At 45.5% G+C, this 19,655-nt stretch carries 21 protein-coding genes; 11 read left to right on the top strand and 10 right to left on the bottom strand.

Going from position 1 to position 19,655, the window contains the following annotated elements; translation table 11 throughout:
- Nucleotides 1-10 precede the first annotated feature (10 nt).
- Genes ccoO through ICW03_RS08290 form a run of 6 tightly spaced genes read left to right on the top strand, consistent with a single transcriptional unit; the run spans nucleotide 11 to nucleotide 3,727 of the window.
- Nucleotides 11-661, top strand: coding sequence for a cytochrome-c oxidase, cbb3-type subunit II (gene ccoO / locus ICW03_RS08315; RefSeq protein WP_215347220.1), 651 nt, complete (start codon nucleotides 11-13; stop codon nucleotides 659-661).
- 26 nt (nucleotides 662-687) lie between these two features.
- Entirely contained in the window at nucleotides 688-855 is a 168-nt protein-coding gene (locus tag ICW03_RS08310; RefSeq protein WP_371742981.1) for a cbb3-type cytochrome oxidase subunit 3, read from the top strand.
- A complete protein-coding gene (gene ccoP, locus ICW03_RS08305) occupies nucleotides 852-1,778 on the top strand; it encodes a cytochrome-c oxidase, cbb3-type subunit III (protein WP_215347217.1) in 927 nt (308 codons plus the stop codon). The genes ICW03_RS08310 and ccoP overlap by 4 nt, the downstream gene beginning before the upstream one ends.
- An 8-nt stretch (nucleotides 1,779-1,786) precedes the next feature.
- The gene (gene ccoG / locus ICW03_RS08300) at nucleotides 1,787-3,244 is read left to right on the top strand and encodes a cytochrome c oxidase accessory protein CcoG (RefSeq protein ID WP_215347216.1); all 1,458 of its coding nucleotides are present in this window, start codon (nucleotides 1,787-1,789) and stop codon (nucleotides 3,242-3,244) included.
- Nucleotides 3,245-3,269: 25 nt separating this feature from the next.
- Complete coding sequence (locus tag ICW03_RS08295) at nucleotides 3,270-3,470, top strand: FixH family protein (RefSeq protein ID WP_215347214.1); 201 nt, start codon at nucleotides 3,270-3,272, stop codon at nucleotides 3,468-3,470.
- On the top strand, nucleotides 3,467-3,727 hold the full coding sequence (locus ICW03_RS08290) for a hypothetical protein (protein WP_068324436.1): 261 nt from the start codon (nucleotides 3,467-3,469) through the stop codon (nucleotides 3,725-3,727). Before ICW03_RS08295 ends, ICW03_RS08290 begins: the two co-directional genes overlap by 4 nt.
- On the opposite strand, the gene fnr is transcribed toward ICW03_RS08290, so the two are convergent.
- The gene (fnr, locus tag ICW03_RS08285; RefSeq protein WP_215347212.1) at nucleotides 3,724-4,494 is read right to left on the bottom strand and encodes a fumarate/nitrate reduction transcriptional regulator Fnr; all 771 of its coding nucleotides are present in this window, start codon (nucleotides 4,492-4,494) and stop codon (nucleotides 3,724-3,726) included. The two genes, ICW03_RS08290 and fnr, sit on opposite strands and share 4 nt — an antisense overlap.
- A 77-nt stretch (nucleotides 4,495-4,571) precedes the next feature.
- Here fnr and ICW03_RS08280 point away from each other — a divergent pair, with 77 nt between their 5' ends.
- Complete coding sequence (locus ICW03_RS08280) at nucleotides 4,572-5,291, top strand: sulfite exporter TauE/SafE family protein (RefSeq protein ID WP_215347210.1); 720 nt, start codon at nucleotides 4,572-4,574, stop codon at nucleotides 5,289-5,291.
- A 7-nt stretch (nucleotides 5,292-5,298) separates the two neighbouring features.
- Here the strand turns inward: ICW03_RS08280 and ICW03_RS08275 are convergent, their stop codons facing one another.
- Together ICW03_RS08275 and ICW03_RS08270 are read right to left on the bottom strand one after the other, a co-directional pair.
- Nucleotides 5,299-6,924, bottom strand: coding sequence for a SulP family inorganic anion transporter (locus ICW03_RS08275; RefSeq protein WP_215347209.1), 1,626 nt, complete (start codon nucleotides 6,922-6,924; stop codon nucleotides 5,299-5,301).
- Between the two features lie 17 nt (nucleotides 6,925-6,941).
- Nucleotides 6,942-7,343: a DUF2177 family protein gene (locus tag ICW03_RS08270; protein WP_215347207.1), complete on the bottom strand. Its 402-nt coding sequence runs from the start codon at nucleotides 7,341-7,343 to the stop codon at nucleotides 6,942-6,944.
- 86 nt (nucleotides 7,344-7,429) lie between these two features.
- On the opposite strand from ICW03_RS08270, the gene ICW03_RS08265 reads away from it, so the two are divergent.
- Nucleotides 7,430-7,870 carry a universal stress protein gene (locus tag ICW03_RS08265; protein ID WP_215347205.1) on the top strand — a complete coding sequence of 147 codons (441 nt, stop codon included), beginning with the start codon at nucleotides 7,430-7,432 and terminating at the stop codon, nucleotides 7,868-7,870.
- Between the two features lie 89 nt (nucleotides 7,871-7,959).
- Here the strand turns inward: ICW03_RS08265 and ICW03_RS08260 are convergent, their stop codons facing one another.
- Both ICW03_RS08260 and ICW03_RS08255 read right to left on the bottom strand, forming a co-directional pair.
- On the bottom strand, nucleotides 7,960-9,192 hold the full coding sequence (locus ICW03_RS08260) for a M23 family metallopeptidase (protein WP_251374379.1): 1,233 nt from the start codon (nucleotides 9,190-9,192) through the stop codon (nucleotides 7,960-7,962).
- Between the two features lie 278 nt (nucleotides 9,193-9,470).
- Nucleotides 9,471-10,397: a 3-hydroxyacyl-CoA dehydrogenase NAD-binding domain-containing protein gene (locus tag ICW03_RS08255; RefSeq protein ID WP_215347204.1), complete on the bottom strand. Its 927-nt coding sequence runs from the start codon at nucleotides 10,395-10,397 to the stop codon at nucleotides 9,471-9,473.
- A 105-nt stretch (nucleotides 10,398-10,502) separates the two neighbouring features.
- On the opposite strand from ICW03_RS08255, the gene ICW03_RS08250 reads away from it, so the two are divergent.
- Nucleotides 10,503-11,636 carry a mandelate racemase/muconate lactonizing enzyme family protein gene (locus ICW03_RS08250; protein WP_215347202.1) on the top strand — a complete coding sequence of 378 codons (1,134 nt, stop codon included), beginning with the start codon at nucleotides 10,503-10,505 and terminating at the stop codon, nucleotides 11,634-11,636.
- Nucleotides 11,637-11,726: 90 nt separating this feature from the next.
- Here the strand turns inward: ICW03_RS08250 and ICW03_RS08245 are convergent, their stop codons facing one another.
- The 4 genes from ICW03_RS08245 to ICW03_RS08230 all read right to left on the bottom strand — a co-directional run bounded on the left by ICW03_RS08245 (nucleotide 11,727) and on the right by ICW03_RS08230 (nucleotide 16,672).
- On the bottom strand, nucleotides 11,727-13,739 hold the full coding sequence (locus tag ICW03_RS08245; RefSeq protein ID WP_215347201.1) for a TRAP transporter fused permease subunit: 2,013 nt from the start codon (nucleotides 13,737-13,739) through the stop codon (nucleotides 11,727-11,729).
- Nucleotides 13,740-13,820: 81 nt separating this feature from the next.
- A complete protein-coding gene (locus tag ICW03_RS08240) occupies nucleotides 13,821-14,771 on the bottom strand; it encodes a TAXI family TRAP transporter solute-binding subunit (protein WP_215347199.1) in 951 nt (316 codons plus the stop codon).
- Between the two features lie 28 nt (nucleotides 14,772-14,799).
- A complete protein-coding gene (locus ICW03_RS08235) occupies nucleotides 14,800-15,726 on the bottom strand; it encodes a dihydrodipicolinate synthase family protein (RefSeq protein WP_215347196.1) in 927 nt (308 codons plus the stop codon).
- A gap of 16 nt (nucleotides 15,727-15,742) precedes the next feature.
- Entirely contained in the window at nucleotides 15,743-16,672 is a 930-nt protein-coding gene (locus tag ICW03_RS08230) for a 2-hydroxyacid dehydrogenase (RefSeq protein ID WP_215347195.1), read from the bottom strand.
- A gap of 84 nt (nucleotides 16,673-16,756) precedes the next feature.
- On the opposite strand from ICW03_RS08230, the gene ICW03_RS08225 reads away from it, so the two are divergent.
- Nucleotides 16,757-17,698, top strand: coding sequence for a 3-hydroxyacyl-CoA dehydrogenase family protein (locus tag ICW03_RS08225; RefSeq protein ID WP_215347192.1), 942 nt, complete (start codon nucleotides 16,757-16,759; stop codon nucleotides 17,696-17,698).
- A 12-nt stretch (nucleotides 17,699-17,710) separates the two neighbouring features.
- Here ICW03_RS08225 and ICW03_RS08220 read toward each other — a convergent pair whose 3' ends face one another.
- Nucleotides 17,711-18,916 (bottom strand): MFS transporter, encoded by a 1,206-nt coding sequence (locus ICW03_RS08220; RefSeq protein WP_215347190.1) that lies wholly within the window; start codon nucleotides 18,914-18,916, stop codon nucleotides 17,711-17,713.
- A gap of 43 nt (nucleotides 18,917-18,959) precedes the next feature.
- Between ICW03_RS08220 and ICW03_RS08215 the strand changes: the two genes are divergently transcribed.
- Nucleotides 18,960-19,640: a cytochrome b/b6 domain-containing protein gene (locus tag ICW03_RS08215; RefSeq protein ID WP_215347188.1), complete on the top strand. Its 681-nt coding sequence runs from the start codon at nucleotides 18,960-18,962 to the stop codon at nucleotides 19,638-19,640.
- Nucleotides 19,641-19,655 lie beyond the last annotated feature (15 nt).

Below are 19,655 nucleotides of genomic sequence, written 5' to 3'. Positions count from 1 at the left end.
GGAGAAGAAAATGTCTAGCGAAAATAAATTCTTTTCCCACGGAACACTTGAGAAAAACGTAGGCTGGTTAATTATTGCCACAATCATTGTTGTATCGATTGCAGGCTTAGTGCAAATCGTGCCGCTCTTTTTCCAACACACAACAACAGAACCTAGTCCTGGTGTAGTGCCTTACACCGCATTACGTTTAGTTGGGCGTGATATTTATCAGCGTGAAGGTTGTGTTGGTTGCCATTCGCAACAGATTCGTACTTTGCGCTCTGAAGTTGAGCGTTACGGTCCTTATTCTTTGGCTGGTGAGTCTGTATACGATCATCCATTTTTATGGGGAAGCAAGCGTACTGGCCCAGATTTGGCTCGCGTAGGCGGTCGTTACTCGGATGCTTGGCATCAAATTCACCTGAATAATCCACGTGATGTTGTGCCTGAGTCCAATATGCCTGCATACCCATGGCTTGCAAAGAATAAAGCTGATGCTGACTCTATTCAGGCCCATATGGTTGCTATGCGTCGCTTAGGCATACCATATACCGATGAAGATATTGCTAACGCACCGAAAGAATTGGAAGGCAAGACTGAGTTAGATGCATTGGTTGCATACCTTCAGGGCTTGGGTATTACGCGTCGGTATATCACCGTTGACGAGGTTGTAGCGAAGTAATTCTTAATTAAAACTACATAAATCAAATGGAACAGATCACACCTTATCTCTCGGCATTTTCAACAGTAATAGGCATTATTTTTTTTGTTGGAATTGTTTGGTGGGCTTGGTCTCCTGGTAGAAAAGAAGCAAACCAGGAATCAGCAGAGCTTCCATTTGATCTTCCGGATGAATTCAGTAAGGATAAATCATGAGTGACTTTTTTAACGGTGGTTGGAGTGACTACATCGCCCTAGTTTCGTTGGTGGGCATTGTTTGGTGTATATGGCTATTAGCTTCACAACGAAAAGCTAAGGTAGTCCATACAGCCGATGGTGCTGTAGCTGACACTGGCCATGTCTGGGATGGTGACTTACGTGAACTGAATAATCCGCTCCCTCGCTGGTGGGCTTGGATGTATTTAATATTTTGCGTATTTGCATTGGTTTATTTAGTTCTGTTCCCTGGTCTTGGATCTTTCCCTGGTGTATTGGGCTATACCACTGATGGCTCGCTCATGAAATCCATGACAACTGCGAATGAAGAGTTAAAGCCTGTTTATGCTAAATACGTCACTATGGATATTGAACAAGTTGCAGCCGATCCAAAGGCGCGTGAAATGGGTCAACGCTTGTTCTTGAATTCTTGTGCGCAATGTCACGGCTCTGATGCTGGCGGCGCTAAAGGTTTCCCGAACTTGACCGATGGTGACTGGCTCTATGGCGGCTCACCAGAAAATATTAAGACCACTCTTATCAATGGTCGTGCTGGTGTAATGCCCCCATTCCCGCAATTGGATAGCAAGCAAATTGTGGATGTTGCTAACTATGTTCGTAGCCTTTCTGGCTTGCCTGCAGATGACCTCAAAGCGGCTCGTGGTTCAGAGGTTTACAAATCGAATTGCGCAGCATGTCATGGTCCAGAAGGCAAAGGCAATATTGCTTTAGGCGCTCCAAACCTTACGGATAAAGTTTGGTTGTATGGCGGTTCAGAGGCAACGATTGTGGAGACTGTAACTAAAGGTCGCATGGCAATGATGCCTTCTCAAGACAAAGTCTTGAGCCCTGAGAAAATTCATTTATTAACTGCTTATGTCTGGGGTTTGTCTAATAACAAGCAACCAGCAACAGTTAAGTAAGGTATTTGGTGTCAGATATTCCGCCGGGTGGGAAACCTATTCCGATAGAGGTTATTGAGGAGTCTCTTTACGAGGTCCGGCGAAAGATTTACCCGCGCTCTGTTACGGGCTTATTTGCCCGTTGGCGCTTAATTCTGGTTTTTGCAACTCAGCTGCTGTTTTATGGTTTGCCATGGGTTAGCTGGAATGGTCGTCAGGCCGTTCTCTTTGATTTAATTCAGCGTAAGTTTTATATCTTTGGTGTAGTGCTCTGGCCACAGGATGTGATCTATCTCACGCTCCTATTAATTCTTTCGGCTTTAGCTCTCTTCCTCTTCACTGCAATTGCTGGTCGACTATTTTGTGGATACGCTTGTCCGCAAACGGTATATACCGAAATCTTTATGTGGATCGAGCGCAAGGTGGAGGGGGATCGCTTTGCTCGCATTCGTTTAGATGGCGAGGAGTGGCCCTGGGGCTTTAGAAAGTGGCGCCTTAAAATCACCAAGCATTTCCTTTGGTTGTTGATCGCATTCTGGACTGGCTTTACTTTCATTGGGTATTTCACCCCAATTACTACCCTAGGCTCAGCATTAATACATTTGTCTTTGGGCCCTTGGCAGACTTTCTGGTTATGTTTTTATGCCTTTGCTACTTGGGGTAACGCAGGCTTTATGCGCGAACAAGTTTGTAAATACATGTGCCCCTATGCACGTTTCCAAAGCGTGATGGTGGATAAAGATACCTTCTTGGTGACATATGACAAAGTACGTGGCGAGCCTAGAGGTAGCCGCAGTAAATCTGCTGATCATGAGTCTCTAGGTTTGGGCGACTGCGTTGACTGCAGTATTTGCGTGCAAGTTTGCCCTACTGGTATTGATATTCGTGATGGCTTGCAATACATGTGCATTGGTTGTGGCGCCTGTATTGATGCTTGTGATCAGGTAATGGAAAAAGTGGATTATCCAAAAGGATTGATTCGTTACACGACTGAGCGAGCAATCGAGGATCGTGAGTCGAATCAAAGCGCCATTCGTCATATCTTGCGCCCACGCGTCTTGATCTACACAGCCTTCATTACTGTACTTACAGCCGCCTTCTTAGTGTCTCTTGTAACCCGTAATCCATTAAGAGTGGATGTGATGCGGGACCGTGGTGCATTGGCACGTGAGGTTGAGGGTGTGCGAATTGAAAATATTTACCGCATCCAGATCATGAATGCGTCTGAAAATAATATGAACGTACAAGTGAAGGCCCTTGGTTTGGACGGTCTAAAAGTGCTGAATTCTCAAGGTCAGGTCGTCACTGAGATTGAGGTGGCGCCGGCAAGTAATTTGCTGATGCCGATCAAGGTAAGTGCTGATACGGGCGTAAATCAGCCAGGCAATTACCCAATTCATTTTGATGTGATTGCCCACGAAATGTCTGGAAATGAGATGATTACCAGAACGCGTGATGAGAAATCCACTTTTATTATTCCCCGTTAAGCCAAGAGCAATGGAGAGGATGCATATGACAGAACAGCAAACTAAACCTTGGTTCAAGCAATTGTGGCCATGGTTATTAATCAGCGGCCCTGCGGTGGCAATGATTGGCTGCATCATCACCATTTATTTGGCAATTAATTATCAGGCAGATAAACCTTTACGCGATGGCGTAATGAAGCAAGGTTTAAAAGTAGAGCAGCTCAAAGATACGCAGGTGCAAAAATGAAGTACCGCCTCCTGATCTGGATTTTGTGGCCTTCCTTTTTGGTGGCTGGCATGGCAGAAGGCTTGTTATTCACCATAGTGCATCCACAGGATTTGCTATTTTTTGGCCATCACCCAGATATCTCAGATGAGGGTATCTATACCATTGGATTTTTTGCTATTTGGATCTTTTGCGCTGCATCTAGTGCGCTTACGGCCTATATCCTGCCTGGCATTGAGTCACCAGATAGCAAAGACGTAGATCGCGGCTTAATCTAAGCCTGTTTGAGTGGAATTTCTGGGCTTACGCAGCCTTGGCGATCTGGGTTGGGGATGCCTGCCAGTTCGTATAAGCCATTCATATCAATCAGTTTGATATGACGTTGTTTGATTTGAATCAGGCCTGACTCAGCAAAGCGTGAAAGCATACGGCTGACAGTTTCAATTTGGATGCCAAGATAGCTACCGATGTCATTGCGACTCATACGTAAATCAAATTCATTATTTAGATAGCCACGCGCCGCTAACCGCTGAGAAAGGCTCAATAAAAATGCGGCCAATCTTTCTTCGGCGCGCATTGTGCCAAGAGAAAGTAGGTGACGCTGGTCTTGAGTCAGCTCGCGACTCATGATTTTATGAAACTGATTTTGCAATGCTGGAATTTGACGCGCTAAATCTTCAAAGGCTTCGTAGCGAATAATGCAAACTTCACTCTCTTCTAATGCAATTGCATCCGATTGGTAGTGACCTTCACCAATTCCATCTAAACCTAAGATTTCACCTGGAAGATGAAAGCCAATGACTTGTTGGCGACCATCTTGGAGGCAAAATTCAGTTTTGAGAGTGCCAAAGCGGACGCTGTATACAGAGCTGAGTGGATCGCCATGGCGATATAAGCTTTCCCCTTTTTGTAGGTGGACGCGCTCTTTAACCAGGCTGTCAATTTTTGAGACTTCGCTACTGTTTAGACCAACCGGCAGGCAAAACTGACCCAGTACACATACTGAGCATTTGCTGGTTGGGGTGTCGGTAGGTTTGTAATTCATATTGGAACTAATTATGCAGTCAGTTTATTCTATATGGGTAGTGAATCCCGTTTTTTTAACCTTTATTTCGATAGCGGATGCTAACTTCTAGCCTACTGATTGCCGTATTTTTGGGCGCTCTTGTGAGCGGCTGGCACTGTGCCCTGATGTGTGGGGGTATAGCGGCAGCCATCGAGAGACCTATCGCTTTGGAGGCCCCATTAAGGCCCAAATCCGAGCTTTTTTACCTGCAGTTAATCATGCATTTTGGGCGTGTGACCACTTATGTTCTTTTGGGTGCTCTTGCCGCTGCTGTGGGGGTTGTAGTTTGGCAGCAAAGCCTCATACCTATTCAGCGACCATTGTTTGCTCTAACCTCTCTTATTTTGATACTGATGGGCATTCGTCTTTTAAAAGCGGGCTCATCAGAAGGTTTGCTGGGAGGTAAGTGGATCAGCTCCAAAATTGCCGTTTACTGGGCTAAATACTTGGGGCGTATGGCAAGTGGTCCGTCACGTTGGTTTAGTGGCATGCTGTGGGGTTTAGTGCCGTGCGGATTGGTCTACAGCGTTTTGCCGCTGGCGTTTTTATCGGGCGATGTGCTCACTGGTGCTGGGCTGATGCTGGCATTTGGATTGGGGACCTTGCCCAATCTATTGTTGATCTCTAAATTTTCTGCGGCGCTCACTCAGTTTGGGCAATATCGCTGGGTGCGTTATTTAGCTGCTTCGCTATTGCTCATTGCGGGGAGCTTTGGTTTATACCGCGCTTGGGTTTTGCCGGAAGCTTTATTAACAGGCGGCTTCTGCATCTCTTAAGTCGCCTTTAAGTTGTCGCTGCTTCAATTCCAGAAATCAGGTCAGGGTAGAAAGAGTCTGGCGGAAGCGTAGCAATGAAGTTGCTGCGTTCAGCCATCTCAAGTGGTTGATGTGCCAAGCCGCAAATTAGCAAGCGGATATTACGAATCTTACAGAGATGTGCAAGCTCCATGATCGTATCCATGCCTGAAGTATCAATGTAGATTACATTCTTTAAATCAAGCAAGAGGGTGTGGGACGGTAAGTTTGTCTCAATCTTTTCTAGTAGTTTGACTGCGCCAAAAAAGATTGCCCCATGAATGCGGTAAGCATCAATGCGGCCTTGCTGGTTGCTCAGTCCAGGGAAGTCGCTTGCTAAAGCAATCTCACAGCGCGATAGGCTAGAGATCCGGTAAATAAAAGTGATAAAAGCCAAAAGCAGACCAACCTGAACAGCGATGGTGAGGTCCAAGACAACTGTAAGAATAAAGACGCTGAGAATGGTGATTCGATATGGCAAGCGGAATTGTTTGAGATCAATAAACTTTCTCCATTCACCCATATTCCAGGCAACATACATCAAGATAGCGGCAAGACTAGCTAGTGGAATATTTTTAGCGAGCGGTGCAGCAAACAAGACGATGGTCAATAAGGTTGCGGCATGAACAAGACCTGCAATCGGGGTAGTGGCGCCACTTTCAACGTTGGTAACGGTACGCGCAATTGTTCCGGTGGCTGGCATACCACCAAAGAATGGAATGGTGAAATTAGCAATGCCTTGTGCTATCAATTCTTGATTTGATTCATGGCGATCATGAATGAGGCTATCAGCAATGCGTGCACAGAGTAAAGATTCAATTGCGCCCAATAAGGCTAGCGTCAAAGCGGGTGCCACCATGTATTGAGCATTACCCCAACTAATCGGCAGCCACTCAAAAGAGGGTAGACCAGAGGGGATACCCCCAAAGCGACTGCCAATGGTATCTACTGGTAGGTTGAGAGCACTCGTCACAATAGTTGCAAGAATCATTGCCACTACCGTACCAGGCAGATGCGATAGCCAGCCTAGACGATTCTGAAACAGCTTCCAGATGATTAAAAAAGCAAGACTGCCACAGGCCAGTCCAAGAGCGATTGGATTAAAAGTATCGGCAGCTAAATAGAGCGCATGAATAGATTGGAAAAATTGGGCAGGCATTTTATCAATCTGGAGTCCGAAGAAATCTTTGATTTGAGATACGCCAATCAAAAAAGCAATGCCGTTTGTAAAGCCAATAATGACTGCAATGGGAATAAAGCGCACCAGTGTTCCAAGGCGAAACACGCCCATCAGAAATAAAAAGACGCCTGACATAGCTGTGGCTAGTAATAAATTCGGGACGCCATAGCGTTCGACGATGCCGTAGACGATCACAATAAAAGCACCAGCTGGACCACCAATTTGAACGCGGCTGCCGCCTAGAAGGGAGATGAGACCGCCAGCAATAATGGCGGTAAAAATACCGGCTTCTGGTTTGAGTCCGCTGGCAATTGCAAAAGCCATGGCTAAGGGCAGCGCAACAATACCAACTGTAATGCCAGCTAATACATCCCTGGTGAAAAGGGTGCGGTTATAACCATTAAATGAGTCTAGTAGTCGCGGGTGAAAAAACATAAGCTCAAATTAGCATGCTATTGAAAGCGATTACCAACCCAGTAGGCAATGCCGGAGCAGACGGCTGTAACAAGGCTGCCCCATGCAATATCAATCAATGCTAGTTGGGTTGGAAAGCCTCTTACGACTGCAAGATTGGTGAGATCGTATGTCATGTAGCAGAACAACCCGAAAAGAGCGCCATATTGCAGTGCATATATCCATGACTGTTTTGAGAGTGCCGGGACAATGACAAAAATGCAGACCCCAAGGGCATAGAGAAGGTAAAAAGCAAGGCCAGCCAGCAGCTTGGGTTCGCTTGCCATTAAGTCGCCCATTTGATCTCGATAGAGGTTCTTTGCGACACCTAAAAGCCACACCAAATCAATTGCAATTAGGGTGACTAAAAATGTGGTGTAGATTGCAAAATTCTTGAGCAATTAAGTTACCTTTATTCTTTTATAGGCTAATAATAAGCATTATGATGGAAAGAGTAGATTAGTAGTCCAATTTAAGGGGAGTAAACATGTTTAAGCATTTATTGGTACCTGTGGATGGTTCGGATGTCAGCAAAAAATCCTTGAAGAAGGTTGCTGCACTTGCCAAGTCGGATGGCGCAGCTGTAACCCTTGTGTATGTATCTGATCCTTTGCCTCCAATGGTCTATTCAGACAGCACTATGGGTTATGGAATTTCACAAAAAGAACACGCCAAAGTTTGCGAAGCTTATGCAAAAGATGTGTTTAAGAAGGCGACAACTGCGCTTGGTACAGGGATTAAGGTAAAGAGCCTTCATATTGCAAATAGCAACTTATCTGAAGGTATCTTAGATGGTGCAAAAAAAGCGAAAGCGGATGTCATTGTGATGGCCTCCCACAAGCGTACGGGTATTAAAGGTATCTTGTTGGGTAGCGAGACTCATGAAGTCATTGTTCACTCAAAGTTGCCAGTATTAGTTTTGGGTTAATTAGCTCACTACTAATTAAAAAGGGTCCACTTGGACCCTTTTTGTTTGGCTGATGTAAATAAATTTACATCTCTCACTAGCAATAGTGTTTAGTTATTTTTAATGGGGCTGCCAAGTAATAATATTTCTCTGGTCAGCTGCCCACTTTCGTTATCGCGCATTGACCATAAATCCAGTTGAGTCTTAGGCGCATAAGGATCAACATAAATACCATTTTTTCTCAGTTCGAAATGAAGATGTGGTCCAGTAGATCTTCCAGTAGATCCCACATAACCAATCTCTAATCCGCGTCGCACTTCATTACCTAATTCGAGTTCGACGTTGTAGTTGCTTAAGTGAGCATAGTAGGTATGGTAATTGCCTGGATGCTCCAAAATAATCAAGTTGCCAAATGCGCCGCTGTAACCGATATGAGCAACTCTGCCATTGGCAACGCTAAAGACGGGTGTACCAGTTGGCGCAGAGTAATCAATGCCCATATGGGCGCGATAACGTTGCTTAGTTGCGGGTGCGGGGCTTGCTTTAGCTGCTGGCGCGGCAGTCTTGCTGCGCTTGCCTGAAGACGCTCTAACCATGCCAACGCCGCGTGAGATACGGCGATAGCTTAAGGGGTTGGTCCAGAAAGAGCGCTCCAGAGATTCGCCTGAACCAGTAAAAAATCCGCCAGGAATGTCGTTGCGCTCGACCCAAAAGGCGCTTGCATAAACTTCTTTGGTGGCTGGGTCAATAATTTCTGCGGCCCAAATTTGCGCCCACTTTTCGCGATCACCAAAATCTACAATCAAGCGCACAACGCTATTGGTATTTTCGAGGGAGTTATTTTCTTCTGGATAAATTTGTTTAATCAGAGAGTTCAGTTCCCAAACCAGTTCAACTGGTAGTTGGTCGCTTACTTTGCGGGGATCGTACAGGACATCTCTTAAAGGAATACGAATCTCCGTTAAGCGTTTCGATTCATCTTTAAGAAAGTCTTGTTGAATTAAAAATCCACCAACTGTTGAAGGGGTAAATGTCCATACTTCGGTTTTACTGTCTTGAATGGGGCCATTCATAATGCTGAGCGAGTCAAAGCGATTGCGACTACCGAAAGCAACTGCATAGGGGATGCAGTCTCCACGCATATGATTAAAAAATGCTTTGGTCTGATTTTTAAAGAACTCGGCAAATTGGCGGTTATCAATCCCAATGCTTTCTGGAAGACTATCTTCACTAAAGCTGCGTCGCAAGCATCCTTGTGCTACGCGATAGTCAAGATTGGCATCGCTATCAAGCATGATTTCATCGGGTGCTTTGCGCTGAAAAAGTGCCGGGTTAAGGCTCATGCTGCTAGTTTTGGAATTAGCGCCCGCGGACTTATCTTTCAAGCCAACTTGTTTGGTGGTTTGCGCTGTGATTTTATTTCGACCCTGGCTAGTACCTTGGTTGGGGTTACTCTGTGCATAAGCTAAGCCTGGTGTTGAGCTCAGAAAGGCGAGGCCAGATAAAACAATGACAGCCCTGCTGAACGGGGAGCGAAAAGATGCTTTTGTATTCACCCCTCAATTATCTAATAATGTGAGGGCTCAGACGAATAAATATGCTGTGCTGCAACAAATTGGATTTAATCTTGATCTGGCGCGATCTTGAGAACTTCAAATGCCGCCTTAAGTCTTTGCTCGTAGTTCTGCTTCATCAGTGCTGCCTCATGAGCCGGCCAGTCCTTAAATCCAGCACCTTTAGTAATGCCAGTTTTGCCACTTTTCACCAAATTGGTTACGCAACTTGGTGGTTGGGTGATATTGGATAGGGAGGGGTAGATCAATTCGGCGGCTAAGGTCATGCCTTCCCAACCTGATATTTCTTTTTGAGTCATGGGACCAACTGCGGCGTAGCGAAATCCAAAGCTATAACGAACTGCGGTATCTATATCGTCAGGAGTGGCGATACCTTCTTCTACCAGCGAAAGTGCTTCACGCATTAATGCATGCTGAATTCGATTTGCTAAAAATCCCGGAATATCTTTTTTAACTAGCACCGGTTTCTTGCCGTGGGCGCGATAAAACTGACAGAGCTTTTCAGCCAAGACTAAATCAGAGCGTTGCCCAGTAACAATTTCTACTAGTGGCACGATGTGTGCAGGCATAAAGTAGTGGGCATTAAACATGCGATGTGCTGTTGGTAGATCCTGTGCGATATCACTGATGGGAAAGCCTGAGCTATTGCTGCCAATGGGAATATGGGGTGGGACACATTGATCTAAAAAAGCAAAAATGTCCTGCTTTAATTGCAGTTTTTCGGATACTGTTTCAATCACAAAATCTACATCATTCCAGTCTTGCCAGGTTTCAATGCCGCCGCTTTGTAATGAGGGATTTGTCTTGGACCATTCGGTGTTAATTGAATTTGCACATGACTGAATGGAGTCGAGGCAAGCTAATGCTTTTTCAGAGCTGCGACCTAGCATGACAATATTGGCACCACTGGCTAAAAATCCAGCAGCAATACCAACTCCCATAGTCCCCGTTCCGATGACAACCACTTTGCTCATTTTTAACCTGCGTATTCTGTAAGGAATGCGTTGATTATTCCTTATTTAGACTCCTGCCGGCAATTTAAATTCTGGATACAATCATTTTTTGATTAAGGAGTTTAGATGCCGATTATTGAATCCATCCAAGTTGCTTCTGTGGCGGTGCCTTTAGACAAAGTCACCTCATTTTCTACTCGTACTGTTTCTGAGCGTCACTATTGTCTAGTGAAGGTACGCGGTAAAGATGGGAACGAAGGTATTGGCTTTTGTTATGTCGGAAGCGCCGGCGGAGATATCGCCAAGATTGCCGTAGAGCAATTATTGGCCCCTAAATTGATTGGTCAAAATAGTCACCGCAGTGAAGGTCTATGGATGGAGATGTATAACGAATCCATCTTGCAAGGGCGCACAGGCGCAGTGATGCGTGGAATTTCCATCTTAGATACCGCTTTATGGGATCTCAATGCACGTTCAGTTGGCTTACCTTTGCATCAGTACCTAGGATCGGTAGTGGATGATCGTGTGCCAGCTTATGCCAGTGGGGGCTATTACCTAGAGGGTAAAACTCCCGCAAAACTTGGCAAAGAGATGGAGTCTTACGTCAAGCAAGGCTTTAAAGCAGTAAAGATGAAGGTAGGCCGTTTATCCCCATCCGAAGAGGAAGCCCGAGTTAAGGCAGCCCGTAAAGCGGTAGGTGACGATGTATTACTCACTCTAGATGCGAATAATGCATGGCGTGATTTGCCAACTGCTCTTGAGTACGTGCGTCGCTTTGAAGCTTATAACCCTTACTGGATTGAAGAGCCTTTTTCACCAGATGCGATCGATTTGCACGCCGCATTGGCGCGTCAAACCAAGATTAATGTCGCTACTGGTGAAATGGAAGCAGGGCGTTGGCGTTTTAGAGAGCTCATTGATGCTGGCGGTGCTGCTATTTTGCAATCTGATGCTGCAGTATGTGGCGGTATTACTGAGTGGAGAAGAATCTCTGCTTATGCGGATTTAAAAGGGGTCATAGTTTGTCCGCATTGGATGCATGATTTGCATGCACCCTTGGTAGCTGCCACCCCTAATGCGCGTTTTGTTGAGTTCTTCCTGGATGACCAAGTACTCAACTTCCGTAGATTAATTAACAAGCAGCTCACCTTTAAAAATGGGGATCTGATATTGCATAAAACCCCCGGTCTAGGATTTGAATTTGATGAAATGGCCGTGAAGAAGTACGCAGGTAAGGCTGCTTGGACCAAAATCTCATAAGTTCTTCCTTGTATAGAAACAATAAAGCCCGCTTCTGCGGGCTTTATTGTTAATGGAAGCAACCTCTTCCCATGTGGGGCGATGTATTTCCTATGAGGATCGTGGATTGAGTTTGAAATGCGTGATGGTTTGAGTAATCAGAACCAGGCCAAACCCGATGAAGCCAATTAAGTCTGCCTCAGTGGACGGGTAGGCAAGTGCAATACCCGAGACCACCATAATGACGCGTTCAAAGATTTTGGTTTTCTCGATGAACCAGCCTTGTAGTCCTCCAGCTAGGCAAATAATTCCAACTACAGCTGTAAAGGAGACCCAAGCAATTTGCATCCAGTCGGCCTGCTCAAGTGCGGTAGTAGAACCCATAAGCAATAAGCTCACGCCGGACTTATCTAATACAAACATGAATGGCACCAGAATGGCTGGTGCAACATACTTCCAAGTTTGCAGGGTTGTCTTATAGGGATTTCCTTTGCAAATTGCAGCGGCTGCAAATGGCGAGAGTGCAGTTGGTGGCGAAACCTCAGAAAGTACGGCGTAATAGAAAATGAACATGTGTGCGGCAAACGCAGGGACACCCAAGTTAATCAATGCAGGCGCCGCAATGACGGCGCAAATAATGTAAGAAGCTGTAACAGGAACAGCCAGACCAACTACCCAAACTACTAAAGCTGTGAAGATAGTTGTTAATAAAAGTGATCCACCTGCGTACTGAATCACAATCGAACTAAATTTCAGACCAAGGCCGGTCAGGGTAACGGTGCCAACAATTAGGCCAGCACCAGCACAGGTGGCTGCAATCGCTAATACACCAGTTGATCCAGAGGCAAGTGCCTTCGTTATATTTGAGTTGTAGAGCCCCTTCAAAATCGGTTCTTTACCCCTAAACCATGCCCAAGGAATGATGGCAGTATCTTCGCGCAGCATGCTAGATAGACCAGAAACTACGGTTGCCCAAAATACCGACATGACAGGAGAAAAGCCCATCAACATAAAGACAACAATGGAGATGAGGGAGAAAAAGTGGAACCAATATTTTTTAGTAAGTTGCCACGCTGATTCGGCTGATGAAAATTGAATGCTCTTCATGTTGTACTTACGAACATCAATTTCTACCATGACAAACAAGCCAAGGTAAAAGAGAATTGTTGGAATGGTTGCCATTAGCAACACATCTAAATAGGATATTTTTAGAAAGTCAGCGATTAAGAATGCCGCTGCTCCTAGTACCGGAGGTGAAATGATCGCGCCTAAGCCGCCTGCCGCCAAAAGTCCGCCAGCCGCATTCTTCTCGTAACCCACCTTATCTAACATCGGGGCTGCAACTGAGCCAACGGTAACGGTTGTGGCAACGCCTGAACCCGATGGGCCGCCCAGTAAGAATGAGGACATCACGATAGTTCTGCCTACACCAGATGATTTGCCACCCATCGCTGCAAATGAAAAATCAATAAAGAATTTACCCGCGCCGGTAAATTGCAAGAAGGCGCCAAAAATTGTGAAAAGAATAATCAGGGTTGCAGAGACATCTACAGCGGTGCCATAAATGCCTTCGAGAGTCATGTACATGTAACCTACCAGACGATCAAGGTCATAACCTTTGTGTGTCCAGGGCGCTGGCAAGTAGTTGCCAAATAAAGCGTAAAGTAGAAATAAGACAGTTACCGTTACTAAGACCATGCCATTGGTTCTACGAACGCTTTCGAGAATCAAAAGGATTAAGCCGATACCAATCATCACATCTGTAGAGTTTGGCGCAGTGTTTCTATCCATGAAATCATCGCCGCCACTAAGAATGTGATACGCGATGGCGATTGATCCTAAGGCGAATAGCACATCCCAAATCATGAGGCGATTTTTGAAGCGGGCAGCGATTGGGAAGCTAAGGAATACTAAAAACAGCACAAGCGCTACGTGAATAACGCGTAGCTGATGTGTTGGAACAATAGAGTAGGCGGCATAAAGATGAAATAAAGACATGCCAACCGCAACGAGAGTGATGAACTTGGCTAGTAAGCCCTTGTAATCATTAGAGTCACCTTCTTCCTGCTTGATAAAGGCATCTAATTTTTCTTGGGTTTCGTTATCGATAACGTTTTGATTCATGTCTCAACCTGTATTTTTATATTTATGCACTACTTTAAAGCAAAAAGGGGTGAGTTTGACTCACCCCTTACGCCGCATTAATTAATTTACTTTGACGTTCTTTTCTTTGAAGTACTTCAAGGCGCCAGGATGGAAATCAACTGGTGTTGATTTTGCTTTTTGACCCTCAAGAGTGACGTTCATGTATTCCTGATGGGTTCTCACGAGATCAATCTTGTTATCAAATATTGCTTTGGTAATTTTGTAGGCTTGATCATCTGGCATGTTGGCATTCACCACGAGAATGTTTGCAACAGCAGCAACTTTATTATCTTTTGCCATGCCGCTATAGGTTGCCTTTGGAATCACTGTTGGGAAGTAGAGGTTGCCATACTTCTTGTTCATAGCAGGCACTTCTTCCGTCGTATCTACCATGACAATTTTCATGCCTGGGCTATTTGCCAAGTCTGTAACTGCAGCTGTTGGCAATCCTCCAACCCAGAAGAAGGCATCAATCTTACGGTCTTTAACTGCGTTGACGGATTCGGCAACACTTAAACGCTCACGCTTCACGTCTTTGTCTTTATCTAGGCCGGCAGCTTCGAGCAGACGAAACGCCATCACTTCAGTTGCGCTACCAGGTGCGCCAGTGCTTACGCGCTTACCTTTAAGGTCTTTCATTGTCTTAATGCCGGTTGAATCTACTGTGACTACGTGCATTAAGTTTGGATAGAGAACCACCAGTGTGCGTAGATCTACCTTTTTACCGGTAAATTTACCGTCACCAACTTGCGCATCTTTTGCAGCATCTGCCATTGAAAAGCCAACATAGGGTTTGCCACTGCCGATCAGGTTGAGGTTGTCAATTGATCCGCCGGTAACTTCAGCGGTTGCTGACATACCAGGAACCTTACTAGAGAGCACGGAGGCAAGGCCGCCACCCATCGGGTAGTAAACGCCCCCTGTACCACCAGTTGCAATAGAAATGTTTTGAGCATTCACGCTTGCGCATAGGAAGCTCAGTGATAAAGCAATGACTTTAAGTAGTTTCATTTTTGTCTCCTTATTTTATATTTGTAAATTACAGGCCAGGCATACTGAAGTTAATTTGTTGCAATTCACTGAGTAGTTGAGTTTGTTGCTCAGCGGTTAATTGCATGAGTGGCGGGCGAACTCTAAGCCACTCAGGATCTTTGCTGTAATGAGCAACGGCTGTTTTCATGCCGGCAATCATTTGATATTTTGCAAAAATTCCGCGAACCTGATCTAAGCTGGCTTGACGAGCATCCGCATTGGATTCTCTCCAGTGTGCTGCTAGGTCAGCAATTGCTTTTGGGTTCACGTTGGCGGTAGCTGAAATGCAACCAACTCCTCCAGCGCGTAAAGCGCGCATTAAGAAAACTTCGCTACCGGCATATACGCGGAAGCCATGTGGCGCCAATAACTTAATGACTGATTCTGTGTAAGCCCAGTCACCAGAGCTATCTTTCATTCCTACTATCGTCTTTGGGTACTCTTTTGTTAAACGCTCCAGCAAAGAGAGACTTAAGTTAATTTTGGTAACTGGCGGAATGTTATAGATATAAATCTGTAGTGCAGCACTGCCGACTTTTTGAATTACTTCAGAGAAGTATGCAAATAGGCCATCATCAGAAATATCCTTGTAATAGAAGGGTGGCAACATTAATACGCCGGCACATCGATGCTCCACTGCATGACGTGTCATATTTACAGTGGCATCAATCGATGTTGCACCGGTGCCCGGCATCATGTGCTCGGGATTTAAGCCGCCCTCAATAAGCGTTGTCAATGTGCTCATTTTTTGTGGAGCCGACATCGAGTTTGCTTCTGAGTTTGTACCGAAGATAGCTTGGCCAACGCCATTAGCCTCTAACCATTTGCATTGCTTCAATAACTTTGGAGCATCTGGGCTGCCGTCTGCTTTAAATGGTGTAAGAACAGGGGAGAGCACCGCGGGTAAGGTAGATGGGTGCAGAGAAATCGTCATGCTGGCTCCGTTTTTTTTAGTTGTTTACTTCCGATGGAAGTGGTTGATGTTTAAAGAAGGCTTCTAGATTATCTACAGCTAATTGGGTCATGGCTATCCGTGTTTCCGAGGTGGCGCTACCAATATGTGGTGTTAACAATACATTATCAAGATTTAAAAAAGATTTGCTCGGGTTAGGCTCATTGTCAAAAACATCTAATGCGGCGCCAGCAATCTTTTTATGTTGCAGCGCATATAAAAGGGCGTCTTCATCAACCACGCTACCACGAGCAATATTAATTAAGTAACCGGTGGGGCCTAAAGCTTCAAGTACCTCGGCATTGACCATCTTGTTGCTCTCAGGGGTGGCTGGACAAGCTAAAAATAAGATGTCGCAGTCTTTCGCTAAATCCTTGATTTCTCGATGATAAGTGTAAGGAAGTGCTTTTTGATTTGGCCCTGAATATGCAATTTCCACTTTAAAAGGCTTTAAGCGATCAGCTAAATCTTGGCCAATACGACCCATGCCCGCTATCCCTACGCGCTTACCAGCCAGAGTGGTGGTCAATCTAAAGGGTGCTTTTGACCAAGCAGTACTTTTGACATACTCCTGGGCCTCTGGAAGTTGGCGCAGCAGAGCAAGCATCATACCGATTGCAAGCTCGCAAACAGCGTCATTTAAAACGCCTGGGGTATTGCTTGCCTTGATGCCATTTGCCTTTAAGTATTCCAGGGGCAGGTTGTCATAACCAACCCCACAGGTTGCAACCATGCGGATGCTGGGGATTTGCTGAACCAGAGCTTCTGGAAGCTTTGTATTGGAGCGAATCAAAATTGCCTGAAAGTTTCCGGCTGGAGCTGGTGCTTGCGGATCAGGGTGATGAGTGGGAGTAAAGCGTCGATCAATCTCTGCCTGCATAATTTCAGGGAAATGGCCGACTTGTAACACCGAGTTGACGGGGATCATGTCTCACTAGCTTTTTTATTGAAATAATGACCCCATTGTAAGAGGAATTTTCAGAAAAAGTCGGCACCCTTTAGGAGAGTATTCATGTTATTCACACCAGCTGAAACCAAGGTGGTTATTGTCGGTGGCGGCACGATGGGTGCGGACGTTGCTGCGGTATGTGCGCGAGGTGGCTGCGCTGTGCAGGTAGTTGAGCCAACCACTGAACGACGCGCTCTACTGCCCGATTACTTTGCCAACACGATGGCTGAACTGGGATATGAGCATCGTACACATTTACTCTCTGTTGCTGGGACTCTAGAGGAAGTAGACTGGTCTGATATTGATCTAGTGATTGAATGTGTTCCAGAGCGCCTGGATATTAAGCGCGAGCTGTTTGCCAAATTAGAGAAATATGCAAAGCCAGAGACTGTATTGGCTAGCAATAGCACAAGCTTTCCTATTAGTGAAATTGCGAGTGGCTTGAGAACATCGGCCCGAATGATCGGCTTACATTTTTTTATGCCTGCACATTTAGTGCCATGTGTAGAAGTGGTTTACGGTGCAAAGACTTCGCCGATGGTTGGCGAAAGTCTGTCGCGATTAATGACTGCTTGCGGCATGGTGCCAGTAGCCGTGAAAAAAGATCTTCCTGGATTTTTGGCCAATCGCTTGCAACATGCTTTATCGCGTGAGGCCTTTGCTATGGTTGATGAAGGGATATGCACGCCTGAGGATATTGATAAAGCTGTGCGCTTTGGTTTCGGCTTTCGCTATATAGCAGCTGGTCCAGCCATGCAAAGAGATCATGCTGGCCTTGAGATACATGGTGCTGGCGGAGCAACCATTTACCCTACTCTAAATAATTCACCAACTATCGCAAAGTGCTTGAGCGATCGTATCGCTAGTGGTAAGTTCGGCATGAAAACAGGCGAAGGCTTTTACACGTGGACTGCTGAAACTATTAAAACAGAGCGTGAGCGCTATCAAGATGCCCTCCGTGCTGGGCTAAAGATTATTCAGAAGGACTTGCCAGAAATCAAATAGTGGCAAATTGGTTTAAGAGATATCTTTTAAATGCAGCTTGCTTAAGTGTGGTGCAAGACGATGTGTAATTAAAACAATTGCAATCGTTGCAACTCCACCAAATACGATGGAGGGCACTAAACCCATCATGCTCGCGGCGATACCAGATTCAAGCGCCCCTAATTCATTTGATGAGCCAATAAATATTCCATTAATTGCGCTAATTCTGCCGCGCATATGATCTGGTGTCGTGAGCTGCATGATGCTGCTGCGAATAACCACGGATATTGAGTCACAGCATCCCGATATGAATAGAAAAAAAGCGCAGAGCCAGAGATTGCCTGAGATGCCAAAGCCAATAATCGCTATTCCGAAACCTGCTACTGAGAGTAAGAGGTGCTTTCCTGAGTCAGTGAGGATGGGGCGTTTGGCTAAATAGATTCCCGTAATCACCGCTCCAGCTGCTGGTGCGGCACGCAAAATTCCCAGAGTTTCCGGACCGGCATTGAGCACTTCCTTTACAAAGGCTGGAAGAATCGAGACTGCACCACCAAACAGGACGGCAAACATGTCAAGCGCCATAATGCCAAGAATGAGCTCATGCTTTCTTACAAAATGAAATCCCTCGAGAAAGCTCTTTAGGAAATGTCCGGACAGGTTGCTCGACTTTTCTTGAGGTGCATTAATAAATGTAATCCCATACAAGCCAAAGACTCCACAGGCAGCAGCTAATAAATAGGTCCACTCGAGACCGGCAAAGCCAATCATGAGGCCGCCAAGGCCTGGTCCGGCAACAACACAAATCTGAAAGGCGGAAGAGGCGTAAGCGGTGTAGCGCGGCAGATGCTCACGCGGAATCACTTGTCCAAATAGCGCTTGATACGAGGGTCTTAGTAGGGCGCGCCCAATACCAATTAATCCAACCGCGGCATAAATGAGGGGCTCTGGTGGACTTAACCAACCTAGCGCAATACTGGCAAGTATGAGGGCCACTGCAATATGGATAAGACAGGCAATCGCAGCAATAAGTTTTCGTGAGTGATGATCTACGGCGTGCCCAGAGTAAAGGGCTAATGCAAAGTATGGAATCAGTTCTGCAAGACCAATAAGGCCCAAGGAAACGACGCTATTAGTGATCTCATATAGATGCCAGCCAACCGCAACCATCGTAATTTGATAGCTTAATGTTGCGCCGATGCGATACAGCATCAGGATTTTAAAGGCTTTACTTGGATTCATGAATTCTCTGCATTTTAAGGGAGAAGCGAGTTATCCTTTAAATATGAAGAAAATCATTCGCGTCTGGGATTTACCAATCCGTTTATTTCACTGGCTGCTAGTGCTCTGCATTATTGGGAGTTTCATTAGCGTAAACCTTGGGGGTAATGCCATTCAATGGCATGCTTATTTTGGCTACAGTGTTTTGACCCTATTGATCTTCAGAATTGTTTGGGGATTTGTAGGCTCAACCCATGCGCGTTTTACATCTTTCTTCCCAACTAAAAAAGCTATTCTGGATTACTTAAGCGGAAGCTCGCCACGAGTTCTTGGGCACAACCCTATCGGCGCACTTTCTGTGTTTGCTTTGTTGTTTGTTTTAAGTGTTCAAGTATTTACGGGTTTATTTGTTGACGATGAAATCGCCTTCCAAGGACCTTTGGCAAAATTTGTACCCGGCTGGGTAGTCTCGCTTCTCTCAGGGATTCATGAGGGAAATCAAGTGGTGATTTATACCTTAATCACCATTCATATTGCAGCAATCTGGTTCTACAAAAGGTTTAAGGGTGAGAATCTCATCAAGCCAATGATCAGCGGCGATAAAGAAATTGACCCAAGCGAAGAGGCAAAATACTTGCCTGCTGACTTGGGTCGAGCCTCCAAGGATGGAGTGCTTCAGCGCGCTTTTGCTCTACTGCTCCTGAGCATAATCGCGGTAGTAGTGGGTTACTTTATTACGAAGTAACTATCCATAAAGTTG

The organism is Polynucleobacter sp. MWH-Aus1W21 (genome assembly GCF_018687275.1).
GTDB lineage: Bacteria > Pseudomonadota > Gammaproteobacteria > Burkholderiales > Burkholderiaceae > Polynucleobacter.
This window is presented reverse-complemented; position numbering and strand designations above follow the sequence as displayed.

What these genes read in the sequence shown, in the direction of transcription:
- ccoO (WP_215347220.1), top strand. Translation starts at nt 11, where the DNA reads ATGTCTAGCGAAAATAAATTCTTTTCCCACGGAACACTTGAGAAAAAC.
- ICW03_RS08310 (WP_371742981.1), top strand. Translation starts at nt 688, where the DNA reads ATGGAACAGATCACACCTTATCTCTCGGCATTTTCAACAGTAATAGGC.
- ccoP (WP_215347217.1), top strand. Translation starts at nt 852, where the DNA reads ATGAGTGACTTTTTTAACGGTGGTTGGAGTGACTACATCGCCCTAGTT.
- ICW03_RS08295 (WP_215347214.1), top strand. Translation starts at nt 3,270, where the DNA reads ATGACAGAACAGCAAACTAAACCTTGGTTCAAGCAATTGTGGCCATGG.
- ICW03_RS08290 (WP_068324436.1), top strand. Translation starts at nt 3,467, where the DNA reads ATGAAGTACCGCCTCCTGATCTGGATTTTGTGGCCTTCCTTTTTGGTG.
- fnr (WP_215347212.1), bottom strand. Translation starts at nt 4,494, where the DNA reads ATGAATTACAAACCTACCGACACCCCAACCAGCAAATGCTCAGTATGT.
- ICW03_RS08280 (WP_215347210.1), top strand. Translation starts at nt 4,572, where the DNA reads ATGCTAACTTCTAGCCTACTGATTGCCGTATTTTTGGGCGCTCTTGTG.
- ICW03_RS08275 (WP_215347209.1), bottom strand. Translation starts at nt 6,924, where the DNA reads ATGTTTTTTCACCCGCGACTACTAGACTCATTTAATGGTTATAACCGC.
- ICW03_RS08265 (WP_215347205.1), top strand. Translation starts at nt 7,430, where the DNA reads ATGTTTAAGCATTTATTGGTACCTGTGGATGGTTCGGATGTCAGCAAA.
- ICW03_RS08260 (WP_251374379.1), bottom strand. Translation starts at nt 9,192, where the DNA reads ATGAGCCTTAACCCGGCACTTTTTCAGCGCAAAGCACCCGATGAAATC.
- ICW03_RS08255 (WP_215347204.1), bottom strand. Translation starts at nt 10,397, where the DNA reads ATGAGCAAAGTGGTTGTCATCGGAACGGGGACTATGGGAGTTGGTATT.
- ICW03_RS08250 (WP_215347202.1), top strand. Translation starts at nt 10,503, where the DNA reads ATGCCGATTATTGAATCCATCCAAGTTGCTTCTGTGGCGGTGCCTTTA.
- ICW03_RS08245 (WP_215347201.1), bottom strand. Translation starts at nt 13,739, where the DNA reads ATGAATCAAAACGTTATCGATAACGAAACCCAAGAAAAATTAGATGCC.
- ICW03_RS08240 (WP_215347199.1), bottom strand. Translation starts at nt 14,771, where the DNA reads ATGAAACTACTTAAAGTCATTGCTTTATCACTGAGCTTCCTATGCGCA.
- ICW03_RS08235 (WP_215347196.1), bottom strand. Translation starts at nt 15,726, where the DNA reads ATGACGATTTCTCTGCACCCATCTACCTTACCCGCGGTGCTCTCCCCT.
- ICW03_RS08230 (WP_215347195.1), bottom strand. Translation starts at nt 16,672, where the DNA reads ATGATCCCCGTCAACTCGGTGTTACAAGTCGGCCATTTCCCTGAAATT.
- ICW03_RS08225 (WP_215347192.1), top strand. Translation starts at nt 16,757, where the DNA reads ATGTTATTCACACCAGCTGAAACCAAGGTGGTTATTGTCGGTGGCGGC.
- ICW03_RS08220 (WP_215347190.1), bottom strand. Translation starts at nt 18,916, where the DNA reads ATGAATCCAAGTAAAGCCTTTAAAATCCTGATGCTGTATCGCATCGGC.
- ICW03_RS08215 (WP_215347188.1), top strand. Translation starts at nt 18,960, where the DNA reads ATGAAGAAAATCATTCGCGTCTGGGATTTACCAATCCGTTTATTTCAC.